Raw genomic sequence first — 24,340 nt, forward strand, 5'->3', positions numbered from 1 at the left:
ATTATTATAAAAAACAAACGAATAATGCAGAAAATAATATACATCCTGACCCTGTTAAGCCTCAGCTTCACTATATCTGCCCAGAATAGCGACAAAATAAAAATGAATAAGTTTGTCGATGACCTGCTAAACAAAATGACACTGGAGGAAAAAATCGGGCAAACCGTATTATACACCAGTGGATATGATGTTATTACAGGTCCTACTGTAGACCCAAATTACAAAGAATACCTGAAAAAAGGAATGGTGGGCGGCATATTCAACGGTGTAGGTGCAGACTATACACGCAGCTTACAGAAAATCGCCGTAGAGGAAACGCGCTTAGGCATCCCCTTGCTTTTTGGATACGATGTTATTCACGGTTATAAAACAATCTTCCCGATGCCGCTTGCCGAATCGTGCAGCTGGGACTTGGATGCAATAGAGAATTCTGCGCGCATAGCATCAAAGGAGGCTACAGCAGAAGGTATTAACTGGATATTTGCACCTATGGTAGATATTGCCCGGGATGCGCGCTGGGGACGTATAGTGGAAGGTGCCGGAGAAGATGTATACTGGGGTTCGCTGGTAGCCGCTGCGAGAATCCGCGGTATTCAGGGAAAAGACTTGAAAGACAGGGAAAGGGCAATGGCCTGTGTAAAGCACTTTGCTGCCTATGGCGCCAGTATGGCCGGACGCGATTACAATACAGTGGATGTTTCGCTCGTCGAGCTATGGAACACATATCTGCCGCCTTTCAAAGCTGCGTTGTATGCAGGTTCGGCAACGATTATGACAGCATTCAACGACCTGAACGGTATTCCGGCCACAGCAAATAAATACCTGTTGAAAGACATTCTGATCGATAAATGGAAATTCGACGGGTTTGTTGTTTCCGATTATACTTCCGTCAACGAAATGATACCGCACGGATATGCAAGGGATGAAAAACATTCGGCCGAATTGTCGATGAATGCCGGACTGGATATGGATATGCAGGGAGGCGTATTTATGAAGTATCTGAAGGAACTTATCGCAGAGGGTAAAGTGTTGGAAAAGGACGTGACGTTAGCTGCTCGTAAGATATTGATAAAGAAATACGAACTGGGATTGTTTGAAGACCCTTACAGATATTCGGACAGCAAAAGGGAAAAGACCGATATAATGACAGCCGAGCATAAAGAAGCGGCACGCGATATGGCTCGTAAATCTTTTGTATTGCTTAAAAACGACAATCAGGTATTACCGCTTACCTCTGGAAAGAAAATCGCTCTGATAGGCCCTATGATAAAGGACAAACGCGAGATTATCGGTTCATGGTCTGCAATGGGCGACCGCACCAATGTGCCTGTAAGCATATACGAAGGAATGGTGGAAGCCGTTGGAGAGCATAACCTGCTGTATGCCAAAGGATGTGATATAGAAAGTGACGATACATCCGGTTTTGAAGAGGCGGTGAAAACAGCATCGCAAGCCGATATAGTTGTTGTCTCAGTCGGAGAATTTCATAATATGACAGGAGAGAATAACAGTCGGGCAGGCCTCGATCTGCCGGGAGTTCAATTACAGCTTCTCAAGAAACTGAAAGAAACAGGTAAACCTATCGTAATGGTGCTGATGTCGGGCAGACCGATGACAATCACTTGGGAAAATGCACATCTGGATGCTATACTGGATGTCTGGTTCCCGGGAACAATGGGCGGTGCTGCTATCGCCGATGTGCTGACAGGCAAGTACAATCCGTCGGGGAAACTGACAGTAACTTTCCCGCAGGTAGTAGGACAGATTCCTTTGTTTTACAATCATAAGAGCACCGGACGTCCGTTTGATGCCAGTACGAATTACGGTTCCAGATACTGGGATGTTTCTAATGACCCACTATACCCTTTCGGTTACGGGCTGAGCTATACAACATTTGAGTACGCCGATATGAAACTTTCTTCGGAAACAATTACAAAGAACTCTCCTCTTAAGATATCAGTAAAAGTCTCCAATACCGGAAAATATGACGGGGAAGAAGTAGTGCAGCTTTATACACGTGACGTCATAGGCAGCATAACACGTCCTGTAAAAGAACTGAAAGGATACAGCAAGATATTTCTTAAAGCAGGAGAAAGCAGAATTGTCGATTTCACGCTGACAGTAGATGACCTGCGTTTTTACAATGCTGATTTGGAGTATGTGTATGAAATTGGGGATTTCTCGGTATTCGTGGGAGGAAACTCTCAAAAGACATTGGAAGGAAAATTTACATTGAAGTAAAATCTGACCTAGATACAATCCAATATTTTAAAAGCCTCTGTAAACAATGATTTGCAGAGGCTTTTCCCAATAATATCCAATAAAAATGATTAATCCCTTTCCAATGGATTATAAGGCTTGGCGGGAATAGGCTTATCCCCTATATATGTCAGTCCGAAACCTTCATATGTCTGCACCGGATGAACATGAAGGTTTCGCACCAGCTTGTTTACATCTTTCCGCGAAGAAGCGACATATTTAGCATCATATTTTACAATAGGTTCTTTCGTTTTCAATTTTTCAATACCGATGCAGTTAAATGTAAAAAAGTTACGGCTGTCCGAGGCTTTAAGTATCAGCCCGGGGAGCCCTCCAAGTTTCCATGGACCGTTGTTTATAGGAATAGATGTTGTAAACCATGCTTCGTAAGTTCGTCCTCGGAATGTTGTATAAGCTTTAGTGCAGGGATATGATAAGATAGTCGCTGTCTGATTGGTTATTGTCCATTTCAGTTTGGGAATATCTTCCTGATAGGAATATATGTCGTTCGTTCCGGACAGGCGTGTAGTAACGGTTTGCTTTCCTGTCTTTTTATTTTTAAAAACTTCTGTTGCATTCAAACCGTGGCCGGGCAACATTTTTATTGGTGTATCACGGGTCTTATTTACTTTTGCCGAAGGATCAGCCCTGAAACATTCTGCACTGTAAAACCGTGATATATTATCGCCTATTAATAATACAAGCTGGTTTTTCAATGTCGAATTTATCTTGGTTGAATCCGGCACATGCGTAAATTCGTATACAAACTTGTAATCGGCAGAATCCAACACATGGTATTTATCCATATCCGGAGGATAGATTCCTGAATCCGGCGGAGTCTGAGAGCAGAGGTAGTAGGCAAAAAGCACGCACACACCTAATAGAATTGCTTTTTTCATTTTCATATCATTTTTAAATTACATTATCTTCATTCTCACTTTCAGCAATACATTACTCCCCCTGATATCATAATTCTGATAGTAAGAATTTATACTACTGTAATATGCTGAAATATATTTACGGGTATCGAAAATATTATTCCATGTCAGGGAGATATTGTATGTTTTCCAGTTATACTTCAAACCCAGATCGGTAAAAGAAAGATAGCGATTACCGATTGCCCCGCTATTATAATAATGCTCATAATTTGCATAGAGGCTGATATCAGCAGGAAGCTTTATATCCCCGGAAATATTGTTTGTGAAAATCCTTATCGGAGAGAATACTTCATGCGATTCTATTTCGCTGCGGCTGCGGTTCCATTTTGCATTGTAAGCAAGTATCAGCCATGAGAACGGAGTTGCATTGAGTGTTCCGGAGAGATTGAGTCCGTTATTCTTATATTTTACCAATGCGCCCTGCCTCAACTGTTCGGAAGAATAAGCGCCATACGAACCTTGTAGCGCCACAGTAATACCCATAAAGTAAAAGCCTTTGCTGATACGTCCGTCTACAGACATTCCGTGCATAGAGTTATCCTGTTCGATAGCGGAAGTAAGGGTTAGTATATCGCGGAACTCCTGCCCGTACATCATATCACTTTTTGTATAGTTATAGGATATACCTCCGCTGGCAAAGAGCATTTTTATGACATCCTTATAGCTAAGAGTAAGATTGCCTGTATGCCCTTTCGATTCGGAAAAATGACTGTTGTAAAGGTTTATACTCCGGTAATTCTGCATGATGTATCCTGTATATAATGTATTGATATTGCCCGTATAACTATAAAACCGATACATACCTGAAACATCCGTTTTGCCTGTCAGTTGATACTTCAGGCTGACGAAAGGCTCGAACCTTATCCGGTTTTTCGTCTTATTCTCATCGGTTATTTTATTATCTAGCCGCAGATGATTGTAATGCAGCGGTAGTTGTGCATTAAATTTCAGACCGTTCCTATCATATCGCAATGCAATGGATATATTGCTGTTAAACTTACTCCAGTTTAAATTATTCCGCAGGCTGTCCGCCTCTAAAAGGGCAATATTGCTGCCGCCTGCAGTATAGATATCAGAGTTAAGGTCCTTCGTTTCCACGCCAAAACCGAATTTAGGATCGACCGATACATTCCCTATACGAAAAGGCGACAGCAGAGTTACATTGTTGTCTATATATAAGCTGTTTATCCGAGCCTTCTGTCTCAGCAAAGAAAAATCCTTACCGTTATTGAAAATATCGGCATAGAGTCCCGGCTGTATCGTTAATGTTTGCGGCGAAGATTTGAATCCTATCATAGACTGAACTTCAAATCCCCTGTCTTCTTCTTTTTTCTTTACCCAATGGAGTGAATTTGTCAGAGAAAATGACGGTTCTTTGAGCCTCTGCTCAATATTTTGCTGATTGACAATACCTGCCAGATTATTCACCCACGAACCATTTAGGTTCAAATAGTTGTTGAAATAATTATTTGCTTTATTTACATTGTATCTGAACTCGGCTTCCAGCCTGTCGGTATTTTTTGCCAGTCTCATATCCTCATTCATTATAAGTGTGCTGTCGGCAGAGAGGAAATAGGATGTTACAGAGTTGCTCTCCCTATTTTCGTGGTCATTGAGGTATATCAGATTAAAGTTAAGCTGGCTTTCTTCATCTGTCTTAAATAGATTATTCACCGTCACAGCATTCAAGTTATTAAACAGATATCGCTGTTCTTTTATCGATGGTGGCGTCGGTATCACAACTCCCAGCATATCATTACTGCCGAATCGGTTATTAGTAGTAAAAGACGTTAGTTCCTGCGACAAGTCCAATCCCGAATTATTTGCTTTATATGTAGATATATTTTGCTTTTTCTTTGTAAAATACATTCCGTTCAGTTCGTTCTCCCAGATAAAAGGCGAGCCTCCTACCCTAAGTTGCGCCATAATGCTGAATGCACCTTTTGCACCTTCCTTAAGTTTTAAGTTGATTGCCGCATCGTTCGATATTTTTATGCCGTCGAGAGCCTTCACCGGCTGATGATTTTCCAATACCTGTACTGTTGATACATCTTTTGCCGAAATATTATTAGCAGCTATGCCATAACGTCCACCAAGCAAATCCAGATTTTCGATATAAAAATTATTAATCGGCTTCCCCTGATAAGTGATCGCACCACTTTCGGAAACATCTATGCCCGGCATTTTCCTTAGTACATCTCCTATTACAATATCGTTACGTTCGCTAAACTCGGATACAAGGTAATTAACCGTATCCTTCGCCCCCCACATTTTTGTTGACTTTATAACGATTTCTTTCAATTGCACATCCTCTTCCTCAACTGTGAAATTTACCGTTTGCGTCTTATTTTCGATATTTTTCGATTGAGGTGTTATCTGCATACCCGATATGGATATTTCGAGCATCTCTGCTTTCCCGTCATAAGATATATTGAAATTTCCGTGCTCGTTACTAAAATCATATCCGATAATAGTACTGTCGGGTAAAGCTTTCAGCACCACAGTGCACCCCACATAAGGCTCTTTCTGCTTATCGGAAATATGTCCTTTTATAGTTATCTGTGCCTGTAGATCAGAGAACAGGAAAAGGATGAAGCCTGTTATTAAGATTATTCTATTTATCGATAGTTTTCGATTCATGTAGTTTGCTATATAATTAAACATCTTAAACATACCTTTAATTCGTATATTTACTATTTATTCGTAAATCTATAAAAATTAAGTACAACTGCAAAAAATTAAAGCTTAAAAATTATTCCTGAGACCCAAACCAACGAGAATCAACCAATCCGGCATTTTAACATTACTAGAGAAACAATTAACTTGTTTATTTGTTAAAAATATGTCTTATCGAACAAAGAATATCCGTTTATCTGTTCTGATAAATATCAAAAGGATAATCAATTATAGACAACTTGCGAAAATTATGCGGAAAATTCTATTGAAGAAAAACCGCTACAATATACACTGAACAAAAACATTTTCATTATGCTGGAAAAAGAAATTTGGGGAAATTCACTCGAAAACTGGGGTATATCCATCCTTATCATCATAGGAGCATTTGTAGTAGCGAAGCTGGTCGCTCTATTCTTTAAGAGAGTAGTAAGTAATTTAACCAAGAAAACTAACACCCGTCTGGATGATATTATATACGAGTCTGTAGAATCACCTATCCTGTTCGGTATTATGCTGATAGGGATATGGATAGCCATACATCGCCTTGTATATCCCGATGGATTTGTAAGGGCTGTAGACAGTGCTTATAAAATACTTATCGTCCTGAATATTACGTGGCTTGTCGGCCGATTAGCCGGTAATCTGCTGGATGTATACTGGGGAAGCAAAAGCCATACGCAAAGGATGATGCCTGTTGTAAAACGTACCTTATTGGTACTGGTATGGATTGTCGGTTTAGTTATGGCGCTAAGCAATGTAGGCGTAAATATAGGTGCATTGCTCGGTACTCTGGGTATTGGTGGTATTGCATTTGCACTGGCTGCACAGGATACTGTAAAGAATATTTTCGGGGCATTTACTATACTTACAGATAAACCTTTCAGCATAGGCGATACAATAAGGATTGACAATTTTGAAGGGTCAATAGTCGATATAGGTGTCAGGAGCACTAAAATGAGGGATTATGACAACAGGATCGTCACCTTTCCGAATTATAAAATAGCAGACGCTTCTATCATAAATATAACAGTAGAACCGATGAGGCGGGTAGTAATGAAAGTAGGACTTACTTATGATACAACTGCCGAAAAGATGAAAGAAGCCATGAACTTATTAAAAGATGTCCCGTCTAAAGTACAATATATTTCACCTGACAATGTGGTAGTTAATTTCTCGGATTATACCGATTCTGCCCTTGTTATTACTTTCATTTACTTTATCCAGAAAGAAGGTGATATAGGCAAAGCTACATCGGATGTGAATATGGAGGTACTGACTTCGTTCAATAATGCAGGACTCAATTTTGCATTCCCTAGCCAGACTATCTATATTGAAAGCAATAACGAAGAGGAGAAGGAAGAAAAACCTGCAGAACAGCCGAATTAATTTTTATATAATTCATTAATTCGCTTTTTTATCAATTTAAGCCGTACTTCTGATTATTTTACTTAATTTGCAATGGTATAATAACTGTATCATATGGAATTGGAATCAAAAAGGTTGCGGCTTAAAGAAGTTACATGGGATGATATCGAAAGCATCCATATGCTTTATTCTTTGCCCGAAGTAGATGAATTTAATACGCTCGGCATCCCCAAAAGCATTGAAGAAACCATAGAAAATATCCGTCCGATGATTGAGGATATCAACTCGGAAAACAGAAAATCTTATTTCTGGAAAATTATACGGAAAGACTCGGGTGAATTTATCGGTTCGGCAGGACTTACCCTATCAGCAAATAGATTTAAACTCGGGGAAATATTCTATGAACTTCTTCCATCGCAATGGGGACAGGGATTTGCTACGGAGACAGCAAGAACTATAATAAGAGCCGGATTCGATCATTTCCATCTCCATAAGGTTGAAGCAGGTGTTGCAACCCAAAACGCCCGGTCCATTCGCGTCTTGGAAAAGTCAGGAATGACAAGGGAAGGGCTGAGAAGAAAAATACTCCCGATAAGAGGTGAATGGAAAGACAATTACCATTATGCAATTGTTGAAGACGATCCTGTAGATTATTAAAAATAAAAAAATGCCAGCAACCGGATTCCCGATAATAAAAACCCAGAGGCTTTTACTCCGTCAGTTTACTGATAACGATCTTGAAAATGTATTCAACGGCCTTTCTCATCCCGATGTGATAAAATATTATGGCGTAAGCTATACGACTTTGGAATCTACTAAAGAGCAGATGCAATTCTTTTACAATCTCGAAAAAAACGGCACGGGTATCTGGTGGGCAATCTGTTCGCCTGACAATAAAACTTTTTACGGGGCAGGCGGCCTCAATGATCTGCACAAAGAATTCAGAAAAGCAGAAGCAGGCTTTTGGTTATTGCCGGAGTTCTGGAATAATGGAATAATGACCGAAGCTCTGCCGTTAATCTGCAATTATGGATTTAATGATCTCGACCTTCACCGAATAGAGGCTTTTGTGGACACCCAAAATACTAATTGCAAAAAAGCAATGGCTAAACTTGGCTTCAATCCGGAAGGAACGATGAAAGACTGTGAATATAAAAACGGAGAATATATCAGCCTCGATATTTATGCTAAAATAAGAGCGTATTAACAACCGGATCTCTTTATCAAATACTTGTTATTCGTCAACTTTCCGTGTGACGAATAGCACCTGCATTCTCCCGTTTATCAAGTTGATATATTACATCTATAACATAGAGAGAAAATCTATCATCACAAATAGGTATCGTTAACTATTCTTTTCATTATTTATGGTGATTGCAATTTTTGCGCAATACCGATACTTTTGTTGTCATGAAAAAAGTATAAAACGAATTTATGAAATAAGCATAATATTTAAATTTACAGATAAAATCTTAAAACGATAAACTAACAGCTAATATGTTGAAACATATATACATTGCGATTGCATTATTTGCAGTCGCCGGGTGTTGTTTTGCCCAAAAAACACCAAAAGAGATAGTCAAAGGAAATGTAAAAACTACAGATGGAAAACCTGCCGAGTTCATTTCCGTATCATTAAAAGGAACTATTTTCGGGGGAATAACCGACGAACACGGAAATTTTGAATTTGAAGCTCCCGCCGGAGATTACACACTTGTCGCTTATTCGATATCAGCACATAAAAAAGAATATCCCGCAAATATTAAGCGAGGCGTCTCTAATTATTTTTCCGACCTTACTATTATAGAAAATAAAAACCAGCTCGAAGAGGTGGTTGTTACAGGCCAGTTCTCGCCTCAATCACTACGTAATTCACTCTATAAAGTCAGAGTTATCAACAATCAGACGATTCAGCAAAAAGCTTCTACCGATATCAAATCCTTACTTAATACTGAAGTTGGTATCCGCATCTCAAACGATATGACATTGGGCGAAAGTAATTTCGAAATGATGGGTATGAGCGGCAATAATGTAAAAGTGCTCCTAGACGGTGTTCCACTGGTCGACAGAGGCGCCACAAAGCAAAGCTTAAGCCAGATAGATATAAATACTATCGAGCAGATTGAAATCGTAGAAGGCCCCATGTCCGTAATATATGGTACCGATGCGCTGGCAGGCGTTATCAATATTATCACAAAAAAAGCACGGGTATTATCGGATAGGAACACATACTCTGTATCGGCGCGCATTCAGGAAGAATCTGTCGGAGATGAATATGAATTCTTCGACGGAAAAGGAATACATAACGAGAATATAAATATAGCACTGGCATCAAAAACAGGACTATACGTAAACGGTGGATATACCCGTAACGTTACCGACGGATGGAAAGGCGATAAAACAGGAAGAGAAAAGACATGGCCACCGAAAGACCAGTTTTATTATGAAGGCATGCTTGGTTTTAAAAAGAAAGGTTTTCATGCGTGGTACAGGCTTAACTATCTGGATGAAAGCATTTTCACACCTATAAACCCAAATCCCGAAAACGTAATGTCAGATAGAAATTTCCTGACAGACAGATATACTCATAATTTTCAGGCAGACTGGAAATTAAACAACAGGCTAGGACTGAATGTAGTTTCATCATACCAGGATTATAAACGTAAAACACGGACAATAATAACCGACCTGAACACCGGACAGAAATCACTTTCGACAGAAGAATCGGCACAGGACGTATCAAAGTATAAAGCTATATTTGCCAGAGCCACGGCAGCATGGACTTTCTCTCCCGAACTCAGTTTCCAGCCGGGAATAGAATACAACAAAGATGAGGGATCAGGGAGCCGGATTAAGAATAACTCTGAAATTTCTACTTTCGCTGCATTTCTTTCTGCAGAGTGGAAGCCTTATGAATGGTTCAGTGTACGTCCAGGCGTGCGCACCATTATAGATGCCGACTACGATGCTCCGGTTGCTATTCCTTCTGTAGGCACAAAGTTCTCGCTTAATCACGATATGGATTTGCGTCTGTCCTATGCCTATGGTTTCAGGGCACCGACTTTACAGGAATTATTTTTCTCGTTCAATAACGCAAACCACGATGTAGAAGGTAACCCTGACCTTAAAGCAGAATACTCCACCAATTTTACAGGATCGTATACATGGCGGATACTGCACAATGAAAATATACGCGTTACATCTACGCTATCAGCATTCTACAATGATTTTCGCGACCGCATAGTTTTGGCTCAGGGCAACAGAAGCGCAATACACAGAATTTACAGTAATGTAGATAAATATAAGACTACAGGAGGAACATTCGAAAATTCCATGATATGGAAAAACCTGCAGGCGAATGTTAGTTTCTCTTTGGTCGGCCGCTACAACAGCCTGACAGAAAACGACGAATTGAAAAATGAGAATCTCCCTACTTTCCGATTCTCTCCCGAACTCAGCACCAGCATTTCTTACCAGATTGTAAAAACAGGAACCAACCTAAACTTCTATTATAAGTTCACCGGTAAACGGAATGAATATAGTTATGACACAGATACTAAAGAACTGTACCTGACCGGCTTGGATGCCTACCATATGGCCGACTTTACAGCCAGCCAGAATTTAGGGAAATACCTGATACTAAATGCCGGAGTAAAAAATCTGTTCGACCTCACTACTGTAGACAATACAGCGACAAGCGGCGGACATACATCCAGTGGCTCGTCTACACTTATGGGATGCGGGCGCTCATTCTTTATAGGAATCAACTTCTTACTAAATAACTAATTATATTTTAAATATTATCGAAATGAAAAAATTATTGTATTTACTTGTTATGGTAGCCATATTTGGCTTTAGCTCTTGTGGTGATGACGATGATGATATAACATTTGCTGATATCGCAGTGAATTTTGCATCAACTGAACTTGGTATAGACGAAGAAAATACTTCTGCCGATGTAACTGTGAATCTCAGCCGCACAGCAGATGTTAATATCGATGTTACCGTGAAATTTACACCTACAGATGTTGTATATGGTACTGATTTCACTACCGAGCCTGCCTCAACGGATAATACGGCTAAAATAACAATCCCTGCCGGAAGCACTTCTGCATCGTTTAAAGTAAAGAAAGCAGAAAATGTATTGTTCGACGGTGACGAAAGCATCAAGTTCAACATTTCTGCAATCTCGGTAACAAACGGTGTAGTCATCGGGGAGAAAAAGGACATGACACTCAACTTCAAAGCTATTATTTCCGAAGGGCAGACAATGATACTTGAAGGCAAAACTGCGGAATCGAATTATGCAAACAGTGTGTATGTAGATTTTAGTACAAACACTCAATACGCTGTAGACCGCACAAGCTGGTCTTTAGGCTTCTATAGTGGTAAAGATTTTCATGTAATACTTAGTACCGGAAACAGTGTATCAGCAACATCATCTGGTAAAACCGACATTAATGCCGTTACATTAGCTGATGCTACGACATGCCCAATCAACATCAGTGCTACAGGTATGATGGATCCGCTCGTTAAAGAAGCAATCGATAATATAGATGGAACTTTAGAAGGTTCCGTATTTGGTGAAGTATCGGCAACCGAAACTGAGAACATGGTTTATTTTGTTAGCGATGGTGGCGAAAAGGGTGCCGACCGCAGTCTATGGTATAAAGTAAAAGTAAACCGTAAAGGTGAAGGATACACAGTACAGTATGCTAGAGTAGGTGATACTGATATCCAAACGATAGATATAGAGAAAGATGCCGCATATAATCTGGTAGGATTCAATCTGGCAACAAAAGAAGTTGTAAAAGAAGAGCCTCAAGCTGCCAAATGGGATATTATGTGGGGATACAATACAGGTCTTACTATAATGAGCGGTAATAATGAGGTTTACGGATACATGCAGGATAATGTATTGAGCAATAACTTAGGAGGTACTGAAGTTGCCGAAATAGCAGTTACTGCAACAATGACATACGATAGTTTCAAAAAAGCTGATCTCGATGGATTGACATTTTCTAAAGACCGCTCTACAATCGGTACTAATTGGAGAAATACTGCCGGAGGTATGGAAGGCGGCGCTACCGGAATCAATTATAACAAATTCTATATAGTGAAAGATGCTGCCGGAAATTACTATAAGCTTAAGTTCAGCAAAATGGGACTCGGCAGTGATAAAGGTGAACGCGGACGTCCTGAAATAGCATATGCTTTGATCAAATAATATTTGGGTATAATAATTATCAACAGGTTGGCAGACCGGATTTTCCGGTTTGCCAGTTTGTGTATAAAGAACGAGGGAATACATAACTATATGACTAAAAGCAAAATAATAATTTCCGTTGTGGCTATTCTGCTTATTACAGCGGGAATAATAGCATGGAATAAGCTGGCTTCGACAACTAAAATTGCCCTTGTCAATTTCCAGCAGTTTCAGGCTACCAGCCTCATAAAGGCCAATAATGATAACTTCATCAAGTATGAAGAAGTATCTGTCGATCAACTGGATAAACTAAAAAACTATGACTTTGTGCTCGCATTTGGGATGGGACTGAGTGTCTCTGCCGATCAACGGGCAATAATACAAGCTGCTGCCGATAAAGGAACTCCCGTATATATCTACGCAGCCACCAATCCTGAAAATAACATATGTAATCTCGACAGCATTCAGAAAAGTGCCGTATCTGATTACCTGCAAAACGGAAACAAAAAGAATTATCAGAATCTGGCGCGCTATATCCGCCAGCATATCGATAAGAAATCGCTATTTGTCACTCCTGCCGATTCGGTAGTCGAAAGCGCTTCAGATGTACTTTATCATCTGGATGAAAACCTGTCTTTTAAGACCGTTACAGAATACGAAGATTACCTTAAACAAAATAATTTCTATAAAGAGAATGCACCAAAAGTCGCTATTGTAGGCGGACTGAACGACCCTTTCAGCGGTAACAGGGAAAATATCGACAGCATGATTGTTTCTTTCCAGAATGCAGGCATGAATGTCTATCCTGTATCTTCGGCTATGAAACGTATGCAATTTCTGAAAGAGATATTACCCGATGCCGTAGTTTATTACGCTCATGGGCGACTTGCAATGGGACAGGCCGATGCTGCCGTAACTTGGCTCAAAGAAAGGAATATCCCCGTATTTTCACCATTGACAATCTTACAGACAAAAGAAGACTGGATGAAAGACCCTATGGGAATGTTCGGAGGATTCATGTCGCAGAGTGTCGTCATGCCCGAACTGGACGGCGCTATTTATCCATATGTAGTCAATGCACAGGAGATAGACGGAGACGGACTGTATATGTTCAAAGCAATACCCGACAGGCTCAACAACTTTACACAGATAATAAATAATTTCATATCACTGAAAAAGAAAAATAATGCCGATAAGAAAATAGCTATCTATTATTTTAAGGGAGCAGGACAGGAAACACTTACCGCTCAGGGAATGGAAACTGTTCCGTCATTATACAACCTGTTGAAACGATTGAAATCGGAAGGCTATAAAGTGGATAATCTGCCTGCCACCGAACAGGAATTTGAAAAACTGCTGATGACACAGGGCGCCGTATTGAGTACCTATGCCGAAGGAGCTTTCGACGATTATCTGAAAAACGGCAAACCTGCACTGATTGAAAAATCGGAATACGAATCGTGGATAAACCGTTCTTTATCCAAAGAACTATATGCCGACGTAACCAACACATACGGTGAAGCTCCCGGCGCATACATGAGCGTACATAAAGACAATAAAGATTATCTGGCTGTTGCCCGCATCGAATTGGGAAATATCGCTCTCCTACCCCAGCCTATGGCCGGACTCGGCGCTGATGCATTTGCTATAGTTCACGGGGCGAAATCCGCTCCTCCGCATACGTATATCGGAGCATATCTATGGTCGCAATATGCTTTCAAAGCAGATGCTATGCTGCATTTCGGTACGCATGGCAGCCTTGAATTCACACCGCAGAAGCAGGTGGCTTTAAGCAGTAACGACTGGCCCGACAGGCTTGTGGGAACCGTTCCTCACTTCTATTATTATACCATCGGCAACATTGGCGAAAGCATGATGGCAAAACGACGTTCGTATGCTACGACTATCTCTTACCTCACTCCTCCGTTTATGGAAAGCGAAACACGTTCGCAGTTCAAAGCCTTGCAGGATAAGATACGTGACTATTACAAAACGGAAGAGAAGGCACAATCCAAAGCATCGCTAGCTGTTAAGAAAATAGCTGTTGAAATGGGTCTGCATCGCGAATTGCGTCTCGATAGTATCCTGACTAATCCGTACACAACGGAAGACATCGAACGGATAGAGAATTTTGCCGAAGAGATTGCCAACGAAAAAATGACAGGTCAGCTCTACACTACCGGAGTATCTTACGATGCTGAGAAAATCCGTTCGTCTGTACTTGCCATGAGTGCCGACCCTATAGCTTACAGTCTGGCTGCACTGGATAAACAGCGGGGAAAGATTACGGACAAGCAATTAAAAAGCAAGACGTTTTTCACTCAATATTATCTCGAACCGGCCAAGGTATTGATAAATCAGGTATTGAGCGGTAAAACAGTTGACAGCACACTTATATGTACTGTTGCCGGAATAGCAACAAAAGACCTTGCTGAAGCTAAAAACATACTCACTCCTCCAAGACGGGGAATGGGCACCATGTCTTCAAGTTCAGCCGCGGGCAGTAAACCGGCTAGCAGAAAACCAGAAGCCAAACCGGGCGGACATCCTGCGGGAATGCCTAAATACGGAAATAAACCGGACACAGGCAAAGAACTTTCGGAAGGAATGGGCAAACCCCAAAAAAGAGGACAACCTTATGCAATGGATACTTCCAAGGCTGAGAAACCGAAATCGGGTGGTATGGAAAAACCGAAGAAGCCGGAATATACCAAAGAACAAAAAGACAGGGCGCGTGCTATCACAGAAGTAGAGCGCACGATAAACAATATAGTAAATTATAAAAATGCTTTATTGCAAAGTCCGGAAATGGAAATAAAATCCATACTGAATGCTTTTTCGGGAGGATATATCGCACCATCCTCGGGAGGTGATGCTGTGGCTAATCCGACTGCCGTACCTACAGGCCGCAACCTTTATGCTATCAACGCAGAAGCTACACCGTCGGAAGTGGCATGGGACAAAGGCGTATCGCTTGCGAAAGCTACATTGGAACAATATCTGAAACAACACGGAGAATATCCGAAGAAGGTCAGTTATACTTTCTGGAGCAGCGAATTTATCGAAAGCGAAGGAGCAACGATTGCACAAGTACTTTATATGTTGGGTATAGAACCTGTTCGCGATGCTTTCGGGCGCGTATCCGATATACAGTTGATTTCATCAGAAACATTAGGCCGTCCGCGTATCGATGTGGTTGTACAGACATCCGGCCAGTTCCGCGACCTTGCAGCATCTCGCCTCGCTTTAATAACCAGAGCGGTAGAAATGGCTGCAACAGCAAAAGACGATAAACACGAGAACTTTGTATCGGCCAGTACGACCGAAATAGAGCGCCAGCTTGTAGAGCAGGGTATTCCACCAAAAAGCGCGCGCGAAATGTCTTCGCAGCGTGTATTCGGCGGGATAAACGGCATGTACGGAACAGGCATTCAGGGAATGGTAAAAAGCGGCGACAAATGGGAAAACGAAAAAGAAATTGCCGAAGCTTACATCAACAATATGGGAGCCGTTTACGGTGGTGATAAAGACTGGGGTGAATTCAAGGCAGGACTGCTCCGCGCCGTACTCCATAATACGGATGTAGTTGTTCAGCCGCGGCAGAGTAATACATGGGGAGCATTGAGCCTCGACCACGTATTTGAGTTTATGGGAGGAATGAATCTTGCCGTACGCGATGTAACGGGAAAAGACCCGGATGCTTATTTTGCCGACTACCGCAACAGGAACAATGTGAAGATGCAGGAACTGAAAGAAGCTATAGGTGTGGAATCACGTTCAACAGTTTTCAATCCGGCATATATCAAGGAAGTAATGAAAGGCAAGGCATCCAGTGCATCGCAAATCACAGAGGTAGTTACCAACACCTATGCATGGAATGTGATGAAGCCCGATGTTATAGACAATGAGATGTGGAATCAACTATACGACGTATATGTAAAAGATTCGCACAACCTCGGTGTACAGAACTTCTTCAAACAGCAGAATCCGGCAGCTATGCAGGAAATCACTGCCGTAATGATGGAAACTGCGCGCAAAGGCATGTGGAAAGCTTCGGATCAGCAATTGGCCGATATAGCTAGGCTTCATACCGATTTGGTTAAGGAGTTCGGTGCAAGCGGTTCCGGATTCTCGGGTTCGAATGTGAAATTACAGGATTTCATTTCGCAGAAAACCTCACCGGAAAGTGCTACAGAATACAAGCAACAACTGCAGAAGATGAAAACTGCGGATGCTTCGTCCGAAATCAACAAAAACGGTACCGTACTGAAAAAAGAAGGAGTTACCCAGATGCAAGACGGGGAAGAGAATTCGTTGAACGGCTTTATTGTTGTTTCAGTGGTACTTGTAGCCTTCATTATCCTGCTGGTTGTCCTGCGTAAGAAAAGAAAGAAATAATTATAACCAATGATTTGCCGGTGCGTTACATCAATTGACAGGCGCATTGGCAAATCAATATATCGACTAATGGAACTTATCATCCAAATACTGATGTTGTTTATCCTGATCAACTGTATCCTGAAACTCAGTTTCTGGAAGCCGTGGCAGGCGGCAATATTCGGCTTTATCTGTGCTGTCTTCATTCTATGGACATGCCAGTATGCGATTCTACAATCAAAGACACAATTGGCAGATTACCTTAAGAATAGCTATATTATGCAGGATGCTGCCGTACTTATTACTATCGAGTCCGCTATATGTTTTGCTTTTTGCTTTGCAGCCCTACGGGAGATGTTCGGCAAAAAGACTAAAAGGTGGATACAGCCATTGTACTGGTATCCTAGTCTGCTCATTTTTCCGGTACTGTTTTATCTGCTGACACAGATAATATTTGCCATGCCGGGAACAGATTTCACACTCATTTCGTACCTACTTGCCGGAGGTGTCCTTATCGGATTGCCAGCATTGAGCTATCTGGTGAAATACCTTTATCCGGAAAGAGAATTAAGGCTCGAAGTATATTTTCTGGTGAGTCTTTTTGTATGCATCATAGGACTTATTACTACCGTTAACGGGAATGTAACTTATGCTGCGGTGGAAGAGCCAATTAATATAAAGGCACTTGCATTATCCTTCATACTTTTTGCAGTCGCTTTTCTCCTCGGTATGGTGTGGAACAAAGTAAAATGGACATTCAGACAGAAAAAAGAATCTAAAAATCAACTAAAATAAAACTATAAAATGGAAGTTATTTCTAAAGTATTATTCTGGGTGGCTAACAGCCTGTTAATACCCGATATCATCATTTTGTTATTCCTTTTTGCGCGTTCATTACTTCTTATCGGTAGTTTTTACAACCAGTTTATGGTCAAAAGGAAAAACGATAAAGAATTGAATGAAAAGATAAAGAACCTCAATCTATCTACTATCGAATCTTTAAAAACGGCATTACCCGAAAAAGATAATTCTTTATTTATCAGATATATGAGAGATCTTTTGTCCACTCCTGCAAGTGAGGCTTATTCAGACTTTCTTATCTCTAACTTCGAAAATGAAGCGGAAAAAGATACCTCTTTATCGAAATTACTGGCAAAAATGGGACCTGTACTCGGACTTATAGGTACACTGATAGCGATGAGCCCTGCCCTGGTAGGATTATCTACAGGTGATATTTCGGGCATGGCATATAACATGCAGGTAGTATTTGCGACTACAGTTGTCGGCCTTGTAGTAAGTGCAGTGGGGCTGGTTACATTGCAGTTTAAACAACGTTGGTATGCACGCGATGTAAATAATCTGGACTATGTAGCAAGAATACTGACCGAAAAAGAAGAACAGCCATGAGAAGAAGACAAAGAAGAATCAGCAAGTTTTCGAAAGAAGAAGATACCGACCCGTTGAGCGTTATAGTTAACCTCTTCGATGTAGCTATGGTTTTTGCCGTGGCACTGATGGTAGCGATGGTTATGCATATGAATATGACGGAAGTATTCACGCAGGAAGATTATACCATTGTAAAGAATCCGGGGAAAGATAATATGGAAATTATCACGAAAGAGGGAAATAAGATAAATAAGTATACACCCTCGAAAGATCAGTCATCATCACAGCAGAAAGGACGTAAAGTAGGTATTGCTTATGAACTGGAAAACGGGGAAATTATCTATGTACCGGAATAAGGTATAGTGATAAAAATAGAAAACCCGGCAAATAATCTTTGCCGGGTTTTCTATTCTATCTAATGATTATTACCTCACTATAGGAAATTGCGAAATACGCAATGTAGTACAGCCGTAAGGAATGAGTGTAATCTCTTTTTCCGGTTCGTCCGCCCATCTGTGAACTGAAAACGGAACAGGCCCGGCCATTTCATTATATAAATTCCAGCTTGGTATTTGCTTGGCTTTTACTTTTAGTTCTATAGGCGCACCGTCAAGGTTCCAGAAGTAGTTGCTTTTCATCTTTTGTTCATTAATGCTGACTTTGAAATTCTCATCCGCTTTCTTCTTATCGAACTGGATTATACCATAGTTCCAAGGCGATTTCGGTTTGATTTCCCAGTAAGAATCGCCGAACTGTATCTTGTCTTTACCTTCGAATTCTTTCTTTGTCCATTCTTCCTCAATCTTCAGTGCATAAACAAGCGGCCCTCTCTGTACAGTCATCGATTTTTCATACCATGTATCGTCTGTCTGTATTCCCATAGGTAGATGTAATTCTACAACATCCCCGCTATTCCACGTACGGTTGATAATTTCTATTTTCCCGCCTTCCACAGTTTTGTATGCCTGTCCATTAATGGTTATCGAAGCTTCTTTACACCATGAAGGAATACGGACATGGAAAGGAAATGCTACCAACTTTGTCTTCTTCGTTTGGATATCCAGTGTAAAGCGTATTTTATCATCCATCGGATAATAGGTATCTTCGGTCATCTTCACTTCTATACCATTAGCTACCTTTGCCGTAACCTGTGACGGAGAATAAGCAAGTGCTGCCAACCCATTGTCAGCTGTAGCATACCACAGGTTCTGTACGAATTTAGGCCATCCCTGATGCATATTCGAATAACAGCACGGATATCCCGAGAATGTGCCGTAAACAATATCCGTAGCCCCGTGGTTTCCATCTTCATAGAAATTACGGTGATGACGGGTCACCATTACCTGATTGGCCTGCTGGAAGTATTGTTTATGCATAAAATCGTCCGTTACCTGTGTCGGTAATGCATTGAATGCTACTTTTTCCAGATGCTCTATAAAGTCTATATCGCCTGTTATCTCGGCCAGTTTCTCCAGTGAGAACATCATCTCCACTACCGAACACAGTTCTACTCCCTGTGTAGGATTATTTCCATGTAGTCCTTCATCTCCGCCATACATACCTTGTGCCTGACCGTTGTAAGTCTTAATATCCGAAAATCCTTTCTTTACGGCATCCAGATACTTTTTGTCGCCTGTCTGCTGATAATAGATGCCGGGTTCCTTTATCCCCTGTGCCAGATTTACACAGTGGATTGTATTCAGTTTTTTCAGGTCGTCGGAAGCAGTAAACATTTTTGTAAAATCGTGAGCCTGACTGTGAATGAGATCACCGAGATCAATAAGAAAAGATTCTCCTGTTATATTATATAACCAATGTATTACCTGCAGGTTATCTCCGGCACGATAATTCGCCCAGAAAGTCCAGTTGCCGAGTGGTTTTGACGGAAGGGTCTCCAATTGATATTTAAAGTATTTGCTCATAAAGTCTATAACGCGTTCATCATTTGTCGCCGAATAATATTGCTGAAGTATTTTCAGTACTACCATACGGGGCCACCAGTCGTGGGCGTTATCGCGCTGTACTCCTGCTTCGTACGGATAATCTTTATCGGGGCCGAAAAAACCGTCAGGTTTCTGGCTCTTCAACGCCCATTCTACCCAAGGCTGTACTTTCTTTTGCAGTTCTTTGTCGTCAAGAAGATAGGCTAACGGCAGAAGTCCGTCTATCCAATAAGGGCCTCTCTCCCACTGGTCACCGTCACCGCCCAGCCAGCCGTTACGCTCACCCATAACCTGTGGATAAAGGGTATCCATATGGCCGCTGGCTCCCGTACGCTGACGTTCGAGCATTTCCTGCAGCCAACCTTTAGCCTTTATATTGCCTAACGGTAGTTCTATATAAGGTTTTTGTACTAATGGGTATCGGTTGTTACGGTAATTGGGCATATTGATACCATTTTGTGCGAATGTGGATAAAGAAAATAAAATAAGTGTTAGTCCCAGAAAATGGGCAGATAGGTTCTTTTTCATTTTTAATATTTTATGTGTTTATATACATGTTTCGGACTTTAGCCGGGCTGTTTACTGTTAACAAATCAAGGCATAAAGATAATTATTTTTTCATTATTTTCTCTGAGTTCAGTGCTTTGGTTCAACTTCGGATAACTCTTGTTTTGAACCGATATAAATAAGTTGTATATTTGTTAAAATTCATATTTTGTTTAACAAGTAAAAAAGATTTTATCATTATGAAGACTTTAGACTACATTAATCTCGATGCGGATAAAGCAAATGGTATTGTAAATTCACTTCAGCAACTGCTGGCCGACTTTCAGGTGTTTTATACAAACCTGAGAGGATTCCATTGGAATATCCAAGGTAAGAGTTTCTTCACTCTTCACAGCAAGTTTGAAGAAATGTATGACGATACGGCTGAAAAAGTGGATGAAATAGCTGAACGCATACTTATGCTCGGAGGTACCCCTGCCAATAAGTTCAGTGAATACCTGAAAACTACAAAAGTAAAAGAAGTTTCGGATGTTGTTTGCGGCAAAGAAGCTATCCAAAATATACTCGATACATATAAAATTATAATTGCTGCCGAAAGAGAGCTTTTATCTCAGGCTTCGGAAGCAGAGGACGAATCAACAGTAGCATTAATGAGCGACTACCTGAAAGAACAGGAAAAAACAGTGTGGATGCTGGTAGCATATTGCTCATGTGACGAAAAATAAAATCTACAACTGCATAAATTATATGATAAAAGGATACCTCATCGGGTATCCTTTTCTTATTAAACTATTCTATTTCCTTGATTAAAAACTAAGTTTTGCACCTGCAAAATAACTTCTCGGCAGAGCAGGGCCGTAAATATAACTTGAAACCCTGTCAGGGCCTTTATCGAAATCATCCTGATAAGAATTGAATATATTCTGTATTCCGGCATTAATTTCAATATTAGTGCCTTTATAGAAAGGAATTTCATAGGCAACCTTCCAACCCAGTTCAAAGAAAGATGATGTTTTTTGCGTTCTGTTTCTAATTCCGCCTCCTTCGTAAGGAACAAGCATGTTTCCCGTGTATTTACCGGAGAGATTCGTACTAAATCTTTTTACAGGAGTTACAGTAGCCACAAAATAGCCGTATACATCCGGTGTTCTCAACATTCTTTTTTCCGGCTCGACTCCGTCATCATCTTCATCCGACCATTTACGGGCTTCATCGTAAAGGCTTTTCTGGACGGTTGCACCAAGCTGTAATTGCAATAATGTGCTGTAAGCAATTCTTACTTCGAAATTAAGCCCATACACTTTTGCCCCGGATGCATTTATTATCGTTTTTATGGTAGAACCATCTTCCTGCAGGGAAGATACGGATGTAAACGGATCTTTCAACTTTGTGTAAAAACCTTCTACGAGAAAATTAAGTTCGGCACTGCCTGTTTGGTAATACCAATCTACAGAACCGCTTATACTATGCGACTTTTCTTCTTTCAGATCCGGTGAAAGTTGTCTGATAATCTGTTCACCACCTGCAAGATCGACATGCAAATCTTCATCGAAAAGCTGTGGTGCGCGAAACCCCTGTCCGTAACTAAGCCGTATATTTATGTTCTCCTCAGGATTGTAACGGATGTTTGCACGTGGACTGAAAATAACATTTTTGAGCAGCTTATGTTTATCTAGACGTCCTCCTAATAAGAAACTCCATTTCGCGTCCTTCCATTCATTCTGGGCAAAAGCACTTTTTGTATCTACTTTCTGTTCTATAGTATTTTCCCTGTATCCGCTCTTATCTTCGAGATCATCAGATGTATATTCGAGCCCGGCTGTCAATGAAGAAGGCATAAACAGCAATTTATCAAAGTCATATGAATACTGGCCTCCTATCGAATAAGTAAAATCTTTTGTCCTTCCGTAAGAATTCATCCTGCCTTCTATAGCTTCCAGTTTCTCGGCATCCGACAGATTATCATCGGTCATAATAGTAGAAACCGGTTCTCCTCCTCCGTAATAACTTTTTCTTTTGGTATCCTGTGCTGCGGTATATATGCTGAAGCGATGTTTAGTGTCGGATGAAAATATATCATACTTAAGACTTCCTCCGTTGATATCGGAGTCTATTTGTTCGGCTATATAAGCATTGTGAGGTTCTTCTCTTATCCTGTCGCCTCCCCGCCTGAATTCGTTCATATTGTGATATTCAAATGTAATTTTCGAATATGGCCCTGTTTTGATAAAAGAACGGAAGCCCAATGTACGGCTGTTGAGATGCGGAACTTCGGAGAAACCATCGCCGTCGTCGTCATAGGCAGAACGGTATCTCTTCTGTCCGAAAACCATAACGCCCATCCTGTGGTCGTCGGATACGAGCGAAGCGTTGAAGTTGGTATTGTTATCGAAATCGCTTTTTCCTCCTATCGACATTATATTGTGTGACAGCTGGGCTGAATTGCGCAAAGGCTCTTTGGTAATAATATTAATTGTTCCGGCTATAGCTGACGAACCGAACAGAGCCGAACCTCCACCACGCACAATTTCTATCCGTTCTACCATGGTTGCGGGAATTTGCTCCAGTCCGTATACTCCGGCAAGGGAACTGAATACAGGTCGCGAATCGATAAGTATCTGCGAATACGCCCCTTCCAGACCATTCATCCTGACTTGTGTAAATCCACAGTTCTGACAGTTGTTTTCAACTCTGAGTCCGGGCTGAAATCCTAATCCGTCTGCAATGGTATATGAATTGGTTTTTTCAAATGTTTTTACATCCAGAATGCTCACCAATGTAGGTGCAAGACGACGGGATGTCTCATTCCTGTTAGCCGAGACAACAACTTCGTTCAATGAAATATTGCTTTCTTCCAGTTCGAAATTGATTTCAAGTGTATTGCCTTTTTTTAATTCAACTTCTTTAGAAACTGTCTGATAACCGACAAACCGTGCCTCTATTGTAAATTTACCTTCCGGAAGATTCTTCAAAAAATAATGTCCGGTTGCATCAGTTGTTGTTCCTATCGTGGTACCTTTCAAAGCAACTGTTATATAAGGAAGATGTTCTCCCGTTTTCTTATCTATTACATGACCAATGATATTGGCATCTGTTTTTTTCAATACGGGTGAATCTGCCATAGTATTCAGCATGAATAAATGGCAAATGAAAAAGAATATATATTTTTTCATTCTTAATTTGTTTTATAATTGATACAATAATTGTATACACCAAAATGATCCTATCGGGTCAGATAGAACTAATGGTATAAAGGAAATATGTATAATTATAAAACCGGGGGTGCACGCAGCCTGAAAAGACTGTTTACAGATATAACAGGAATGGAAAAGAGTATTCTGGTACAGAGTATCTGTTTTCTTACTCTGAATATACCGAATACAACGGCTAATATAATTAAGCCTGCAATATAAAATGTGGATAATGTGTGTATTAATTGTATCTCTGCGCCTGAGTGTTCATGGGCAGGCTTTCCCTCATCGTCAGTTGAATATGGATGCGAATGGACAATAGTTACCCCGTTTACGATATGAGTATGCGTAAAGAAAGTGATAGAGCATGCATAAGTAATAAAGAGTACCGGAAGGGCAATCCTTAATAGAGCTTTTATCTTTTCGTTTAACATACTAAGAATCTGATATACGAGTGATATATGACGGCAAAGATATGGATTTTATCCGAAT

Annotated in this window: 16 protein-coding genes; 11 read left to right on the forward strand and 5 right to left on the reverse strand. The window is 40.7% G+C overall.

Features of this window, described 5'->3' with window-relative positions; all coding sequences use genetic code 11:
* Window positions 1-24 precede the first annotated feature (24 nt).
* Entirely contained in the window at window positions 25-2,241 is a 2,217-nt protein-coding gene (gene bglX, locus K348_RS0102545) for a beta-glucosidase BglX (RefSeq protein WP_029902596.1), read from the forward strand.
* A gap of 89 nt (window positions 2,242-2,330) precedes the next feature.
* On the opposite strand, the gene K348_RS18700 is transcribed toward bglX, so the two are convergent.
* Both K348_RS18700 and K348_RS0102555 read right to left on the reverse strand, forming a co-directional pair.
* Window positions 2,331-3,158 (reverse strand): GLPGLI family protein, encoded by an 828-nt coding sequence (locus K348_RS18700; RefSeq protein ID WP_197027618.1) that lies wholly within the window; start codon window positions 3,156-3,158, stop codon window positions 2,331-2,333.
* An 18-nt stretch (window positions 3,159-3,176) separates the two neighbouring features.
* Entirely contained in the window at window positions 3,177-5,837 is a 2,661-nt protein-coding gene (locus K348_RS0102555; protein WP_156032733.1) for a hypothetical protein, read from the reverse strand.
* Between the two features lie 348 nt (window positions 5,838-6,185).
* Here K348_RS0102555 and K348_RS0102560 point away from each other — a divergent pair, with 348 nt between their 5' ends.
* The 9 genes from K348_RS0102560 to K348_RS0102600 all read left to right on the forward strand — a co-directional run bounded on the left by K348_RS0102560 (window position 6,186) and on the right by K348_RS0102600 (window position 18,563).
* Window positions 6,186-7,259, forward strand: a complete 1,074-nt coding sequence (locus K348_RS0102560; protein ID WP_029902602.1) for a mechanosensitive ion channel family protein — start codon at window positions 6,186-6,188, stop codon at window positions 7,257-7,259.
* Between the two features lie 93 nt (window positions 7,260-7,352).
* Window positions 7,353-7,895: a GNAT family N-acetyltransferase gene (locus K348_RS0102565; protein WP_029902603.1), complete on the forward strand. Its 543-nt coding sequence runs from the start codon at window positions 7,353-7,355 to the stop codon at window positions 7,893-7,895.
* Between the two features lie 10 nt (window positions 7,896-7,905).
* On the forward strand, window positions 7,906-8,445 hold the full coding sequence (locus K348_RS0102570) for a GNAT family N-acetyltransferase (protein WP_029902605.1): 540 nt from the start codon (window positions 7,906-7,908) through the stop codon (window positions 8,443-8,445).
* 290 nt (window positions 8,446-8,735) lie between these two features.
* A complete protein-coding gene (locus tag K348_RS0102575; protein ID WP_029902607.1) occupies window positions 8,736-11,024 on the forward strand; it encodes a TonB-dependent receptor in 2,289 nt (762 codons plus the stop codon).
* 22 nt (window positions 11,025-11,046) lie between these two features.
* Window positions 11,047-12,465, forward strand: coding sequence for an HmuY family protein (locus K348_RS0102580; protein WP_029902609.1), 1,419 nt, complete (start codon window positions 11,047-11,049; stop codon window positions 12,463-12,465).
* 90 nt (window positions 12,466-12,555) lie between these two features.
* Complete coding sequence (locus K348_RS0102585; protein ID WP_029902611.1) at window positions 12,556-16,842, forward strand: cobaltochelatase subunit CobN; 4,287 nt, start codon at window positions 12,556-12,558, stop codon at window positions 16,840-16,842.
* A 69-nt stretch (window positions 16,843-16,911) separates the two neighbouring features.
* Window positions 16,912-17,616, forward strand: coding sequence for a hypothetical protein (locus K348_RS0102590; RefSeq protein WP_029902614.1), 705 nt, complete (start codon window positions 16,912-16,914; stop codon window positions 17,614-17,616).
* Between the two features lie 9 nt (window positions 17,617-17,625).
* Window positions 17,626-18,228: a MotA/TolQ/ExbB proton channel family protein gene (locus tag K348_RS0102595; protein WP_029902616.1), complete on the forward strand. Its 603-nt coding sequence runs from the start codon at window positions 17,626-17,628 to the stop codon at window positions 18,226-18,228.
* Window positions 18,225-18,563, forward strand: coding sequence for a DUF2149 domain-containing protein (locus K348_RS0102600; RefSeq protein ID WP_029902618.1), 339 nt, complete (start codon window positions 18,225-18,227; stop codon window positions 18,561-18,563). The genes K348_RS0102595 and K348_RS0102600 overlap by 4 nt, the downstream gene beginning before the upstream one ends.
* 69 nt (window positions 18,564-18,632) lie before the next feature.
* Here K348_RS0102600 and K348_RS0102605 read toward each other — a convergent pair whose 3' ends face one another.
* Window positions 18,633-20,678 carry a beta-L-arabinofuranosidase domain-containing protein gene (locus tag K348_RS0102605; protein ID WP_029902621.1) on the reverse strand — a complete coding sequence of 682 codons (2,046 nt, stop codon included), beginning with the start codon at window positions 20,676-20,678 and terminating at the stop codon, window positions 18,633-18,635.
* Window positions 20,679-20,896: 218 nt separating this feature from the next.
* On the opposite strand from K348_RS0102605, the gene K348_RS0102610 reads away from it, so the two are divergent.
* A complete protein-coding gene (locus K348_RS0102610) occupies window positions 20,897-21,382 on the forward strand; it encodes a Dps family protein (protein WP_029902623.1) in 486 nt (161 codons plus the stop codon).
* An 81-nt stretch (window positions 21,383-21,463) separates the two neighbouring features.
* Here K348_RS0102610 and K348_RS0102615 read toward each other — a convergent pair whose 3' ends face one another.
* Window positions 21,464-23,830 (reverse strand): TonB-dependent receptor, encoded by a 2,367-nt coding sequence (locus K348_RS0102615; RefSeq protein ID WP_029902625.1) that lies wholly within the window; start codon window positions 23,828-23,830, stop codon window positions 21,464-21,466.
* A 95-nt stretch (window positions 23,831-23,925) separates the two neighbouring features.
* Entirely contained in the window at window positions 23,926-24,282 is a 357-nt protein-coding gene (locus K348_RS18950) for a hypothetical protein (RefSeq protein ID WP_081852490.1), read from the reverse strand.
* Window positions 24,283-24,340 lie beyond the last annotated feature (58 nt).

Source organism: Prevotella sp. 10(H), assembly GCF_000711235.1.
Taxonomy (GTDB): Bacteria; Bacteroidota; Bacteroidia; order Bacteroidales; family Dysgonomonadaceae; genus Dysgonomonas.

What these genes read in the sequence shown, in the direction of transcription:
- bglX (WP_029902596.1), top strand. Translation starts at nt 25, where the DNA reads ATGCAGAAAATAATATACATCCTGACCCTGTTAAGCCTCAGCTTCACT.
- K348_RS18700 (WP_197027618.1), bottom strand. Translation starts at nt 3,158, where the DNA reads ATGAAAAAAGCAATTCTATTAGGTGTGTGCGTGCTTTTTGCCTACTAC.
- K348_RS0102555 (WP_156032733.1), bottom strand. Translation starts at nt 5,837, where the DNA reads ATGAATCGAAAACTATCGATAAATAGAATAATCTTAATAACAGGCTTC.
- K348_RS0102560 (WP_029902602.1), top strand. Translation starts at nt 6,186, where the DNA reads ATGCTGGAAAAAGAAATTTGGGGAAATTCACTCGAAAACTGGGGTATA.
- K348_RS0102565 (WP_029902603.1), top strand. Translation starts at nt 7,353, where the DNA reads ATGGAATTGGAATCAAAAAGGTTGCGGCTTAAAGAAGTTACATGGGAT.
- K348_RS0102570 (WP_029902605.1), top strand. Translation starts at nt 7,906, where the DNA reads ATGCCAGCAACCGGATTCCCGATAATAAAAACCCAGAGGCTTTTACTC.
- K348_RS0102575 (WP_029902607.1), top strand. Translation starts at nt 8,736, where the DNA reads ATGTTGAAACATATATACATTGCGATTGCATTATTTGCAGTCGCCGGG.
- K348_RS0102580 (WP_029902609.1), top strand. Translation starts at nt 11,047, where the DNA reads ATGAAAAAATTATTGTATTTACTTGTTATGGTAGCCATATTTGGCTTT.
- K348_RS0102585 (WP_029902611.1), top strand. Translation starts at nt 12,556, where the DNA reads ATGACTAAAAGCAAAATAATAATTTCCGTTGTGGCTATTCTGCTTATT.
- K348_RS0102590 (WP_029902614.1), top strand. Translation starts at nt 16,912, where the DNA reads ATGGAACTTATCATCCAAATACTGATGTTGTTTATCCTGATCAACTGT.
- K348_RS0102595 (WP_029902616.1), top strand. Translation starts at nt 17,626, where the DNA reads ATGGAAGTTATTTCTAAAGTATTATTCTGGGTGGCTAACAGCCTGTTA.
- K348_RS0102600 (WP_029902618.1), top strand. Translation starts at nt 18,225, where the DNA reads ATGAGAAGAAGACAAAGAAGAATCAGCAAGTTTTCGAAAGAAGAAGAT.
- K348_RS0102605 (WP_029902621.1), bottom strand. Translation starts at nt 20,678, where the DNA reads ATGAAAAAGAACCTATCTGCCCATTTTCTGGGACTAACACTTATTTTA.
- K348_RS0102610 (WP_029902623.1), top strand. Translation starts at nt 20,897, where the DNA reads ATGAAGACTTTAGACTACATTAATCTCGATGCGGATAAAGCAAATGGT.
- K348_RS0102615 (WP_029902625.1), bottom strand. Translation starts at nt 23,830, where the DNA reads ATGAAAAAATATATATTCTTTTTCATTTGCCATTTATTCATGCTGAAT.
- K348_RS18950 (WP_081852490.1), bottom strand. Translation starts at nt 24,282, where the DNA reads ATGTTAAACGAAAAGATAAAAGCTCTATTAAGGATTGCCCTTCCGGTA.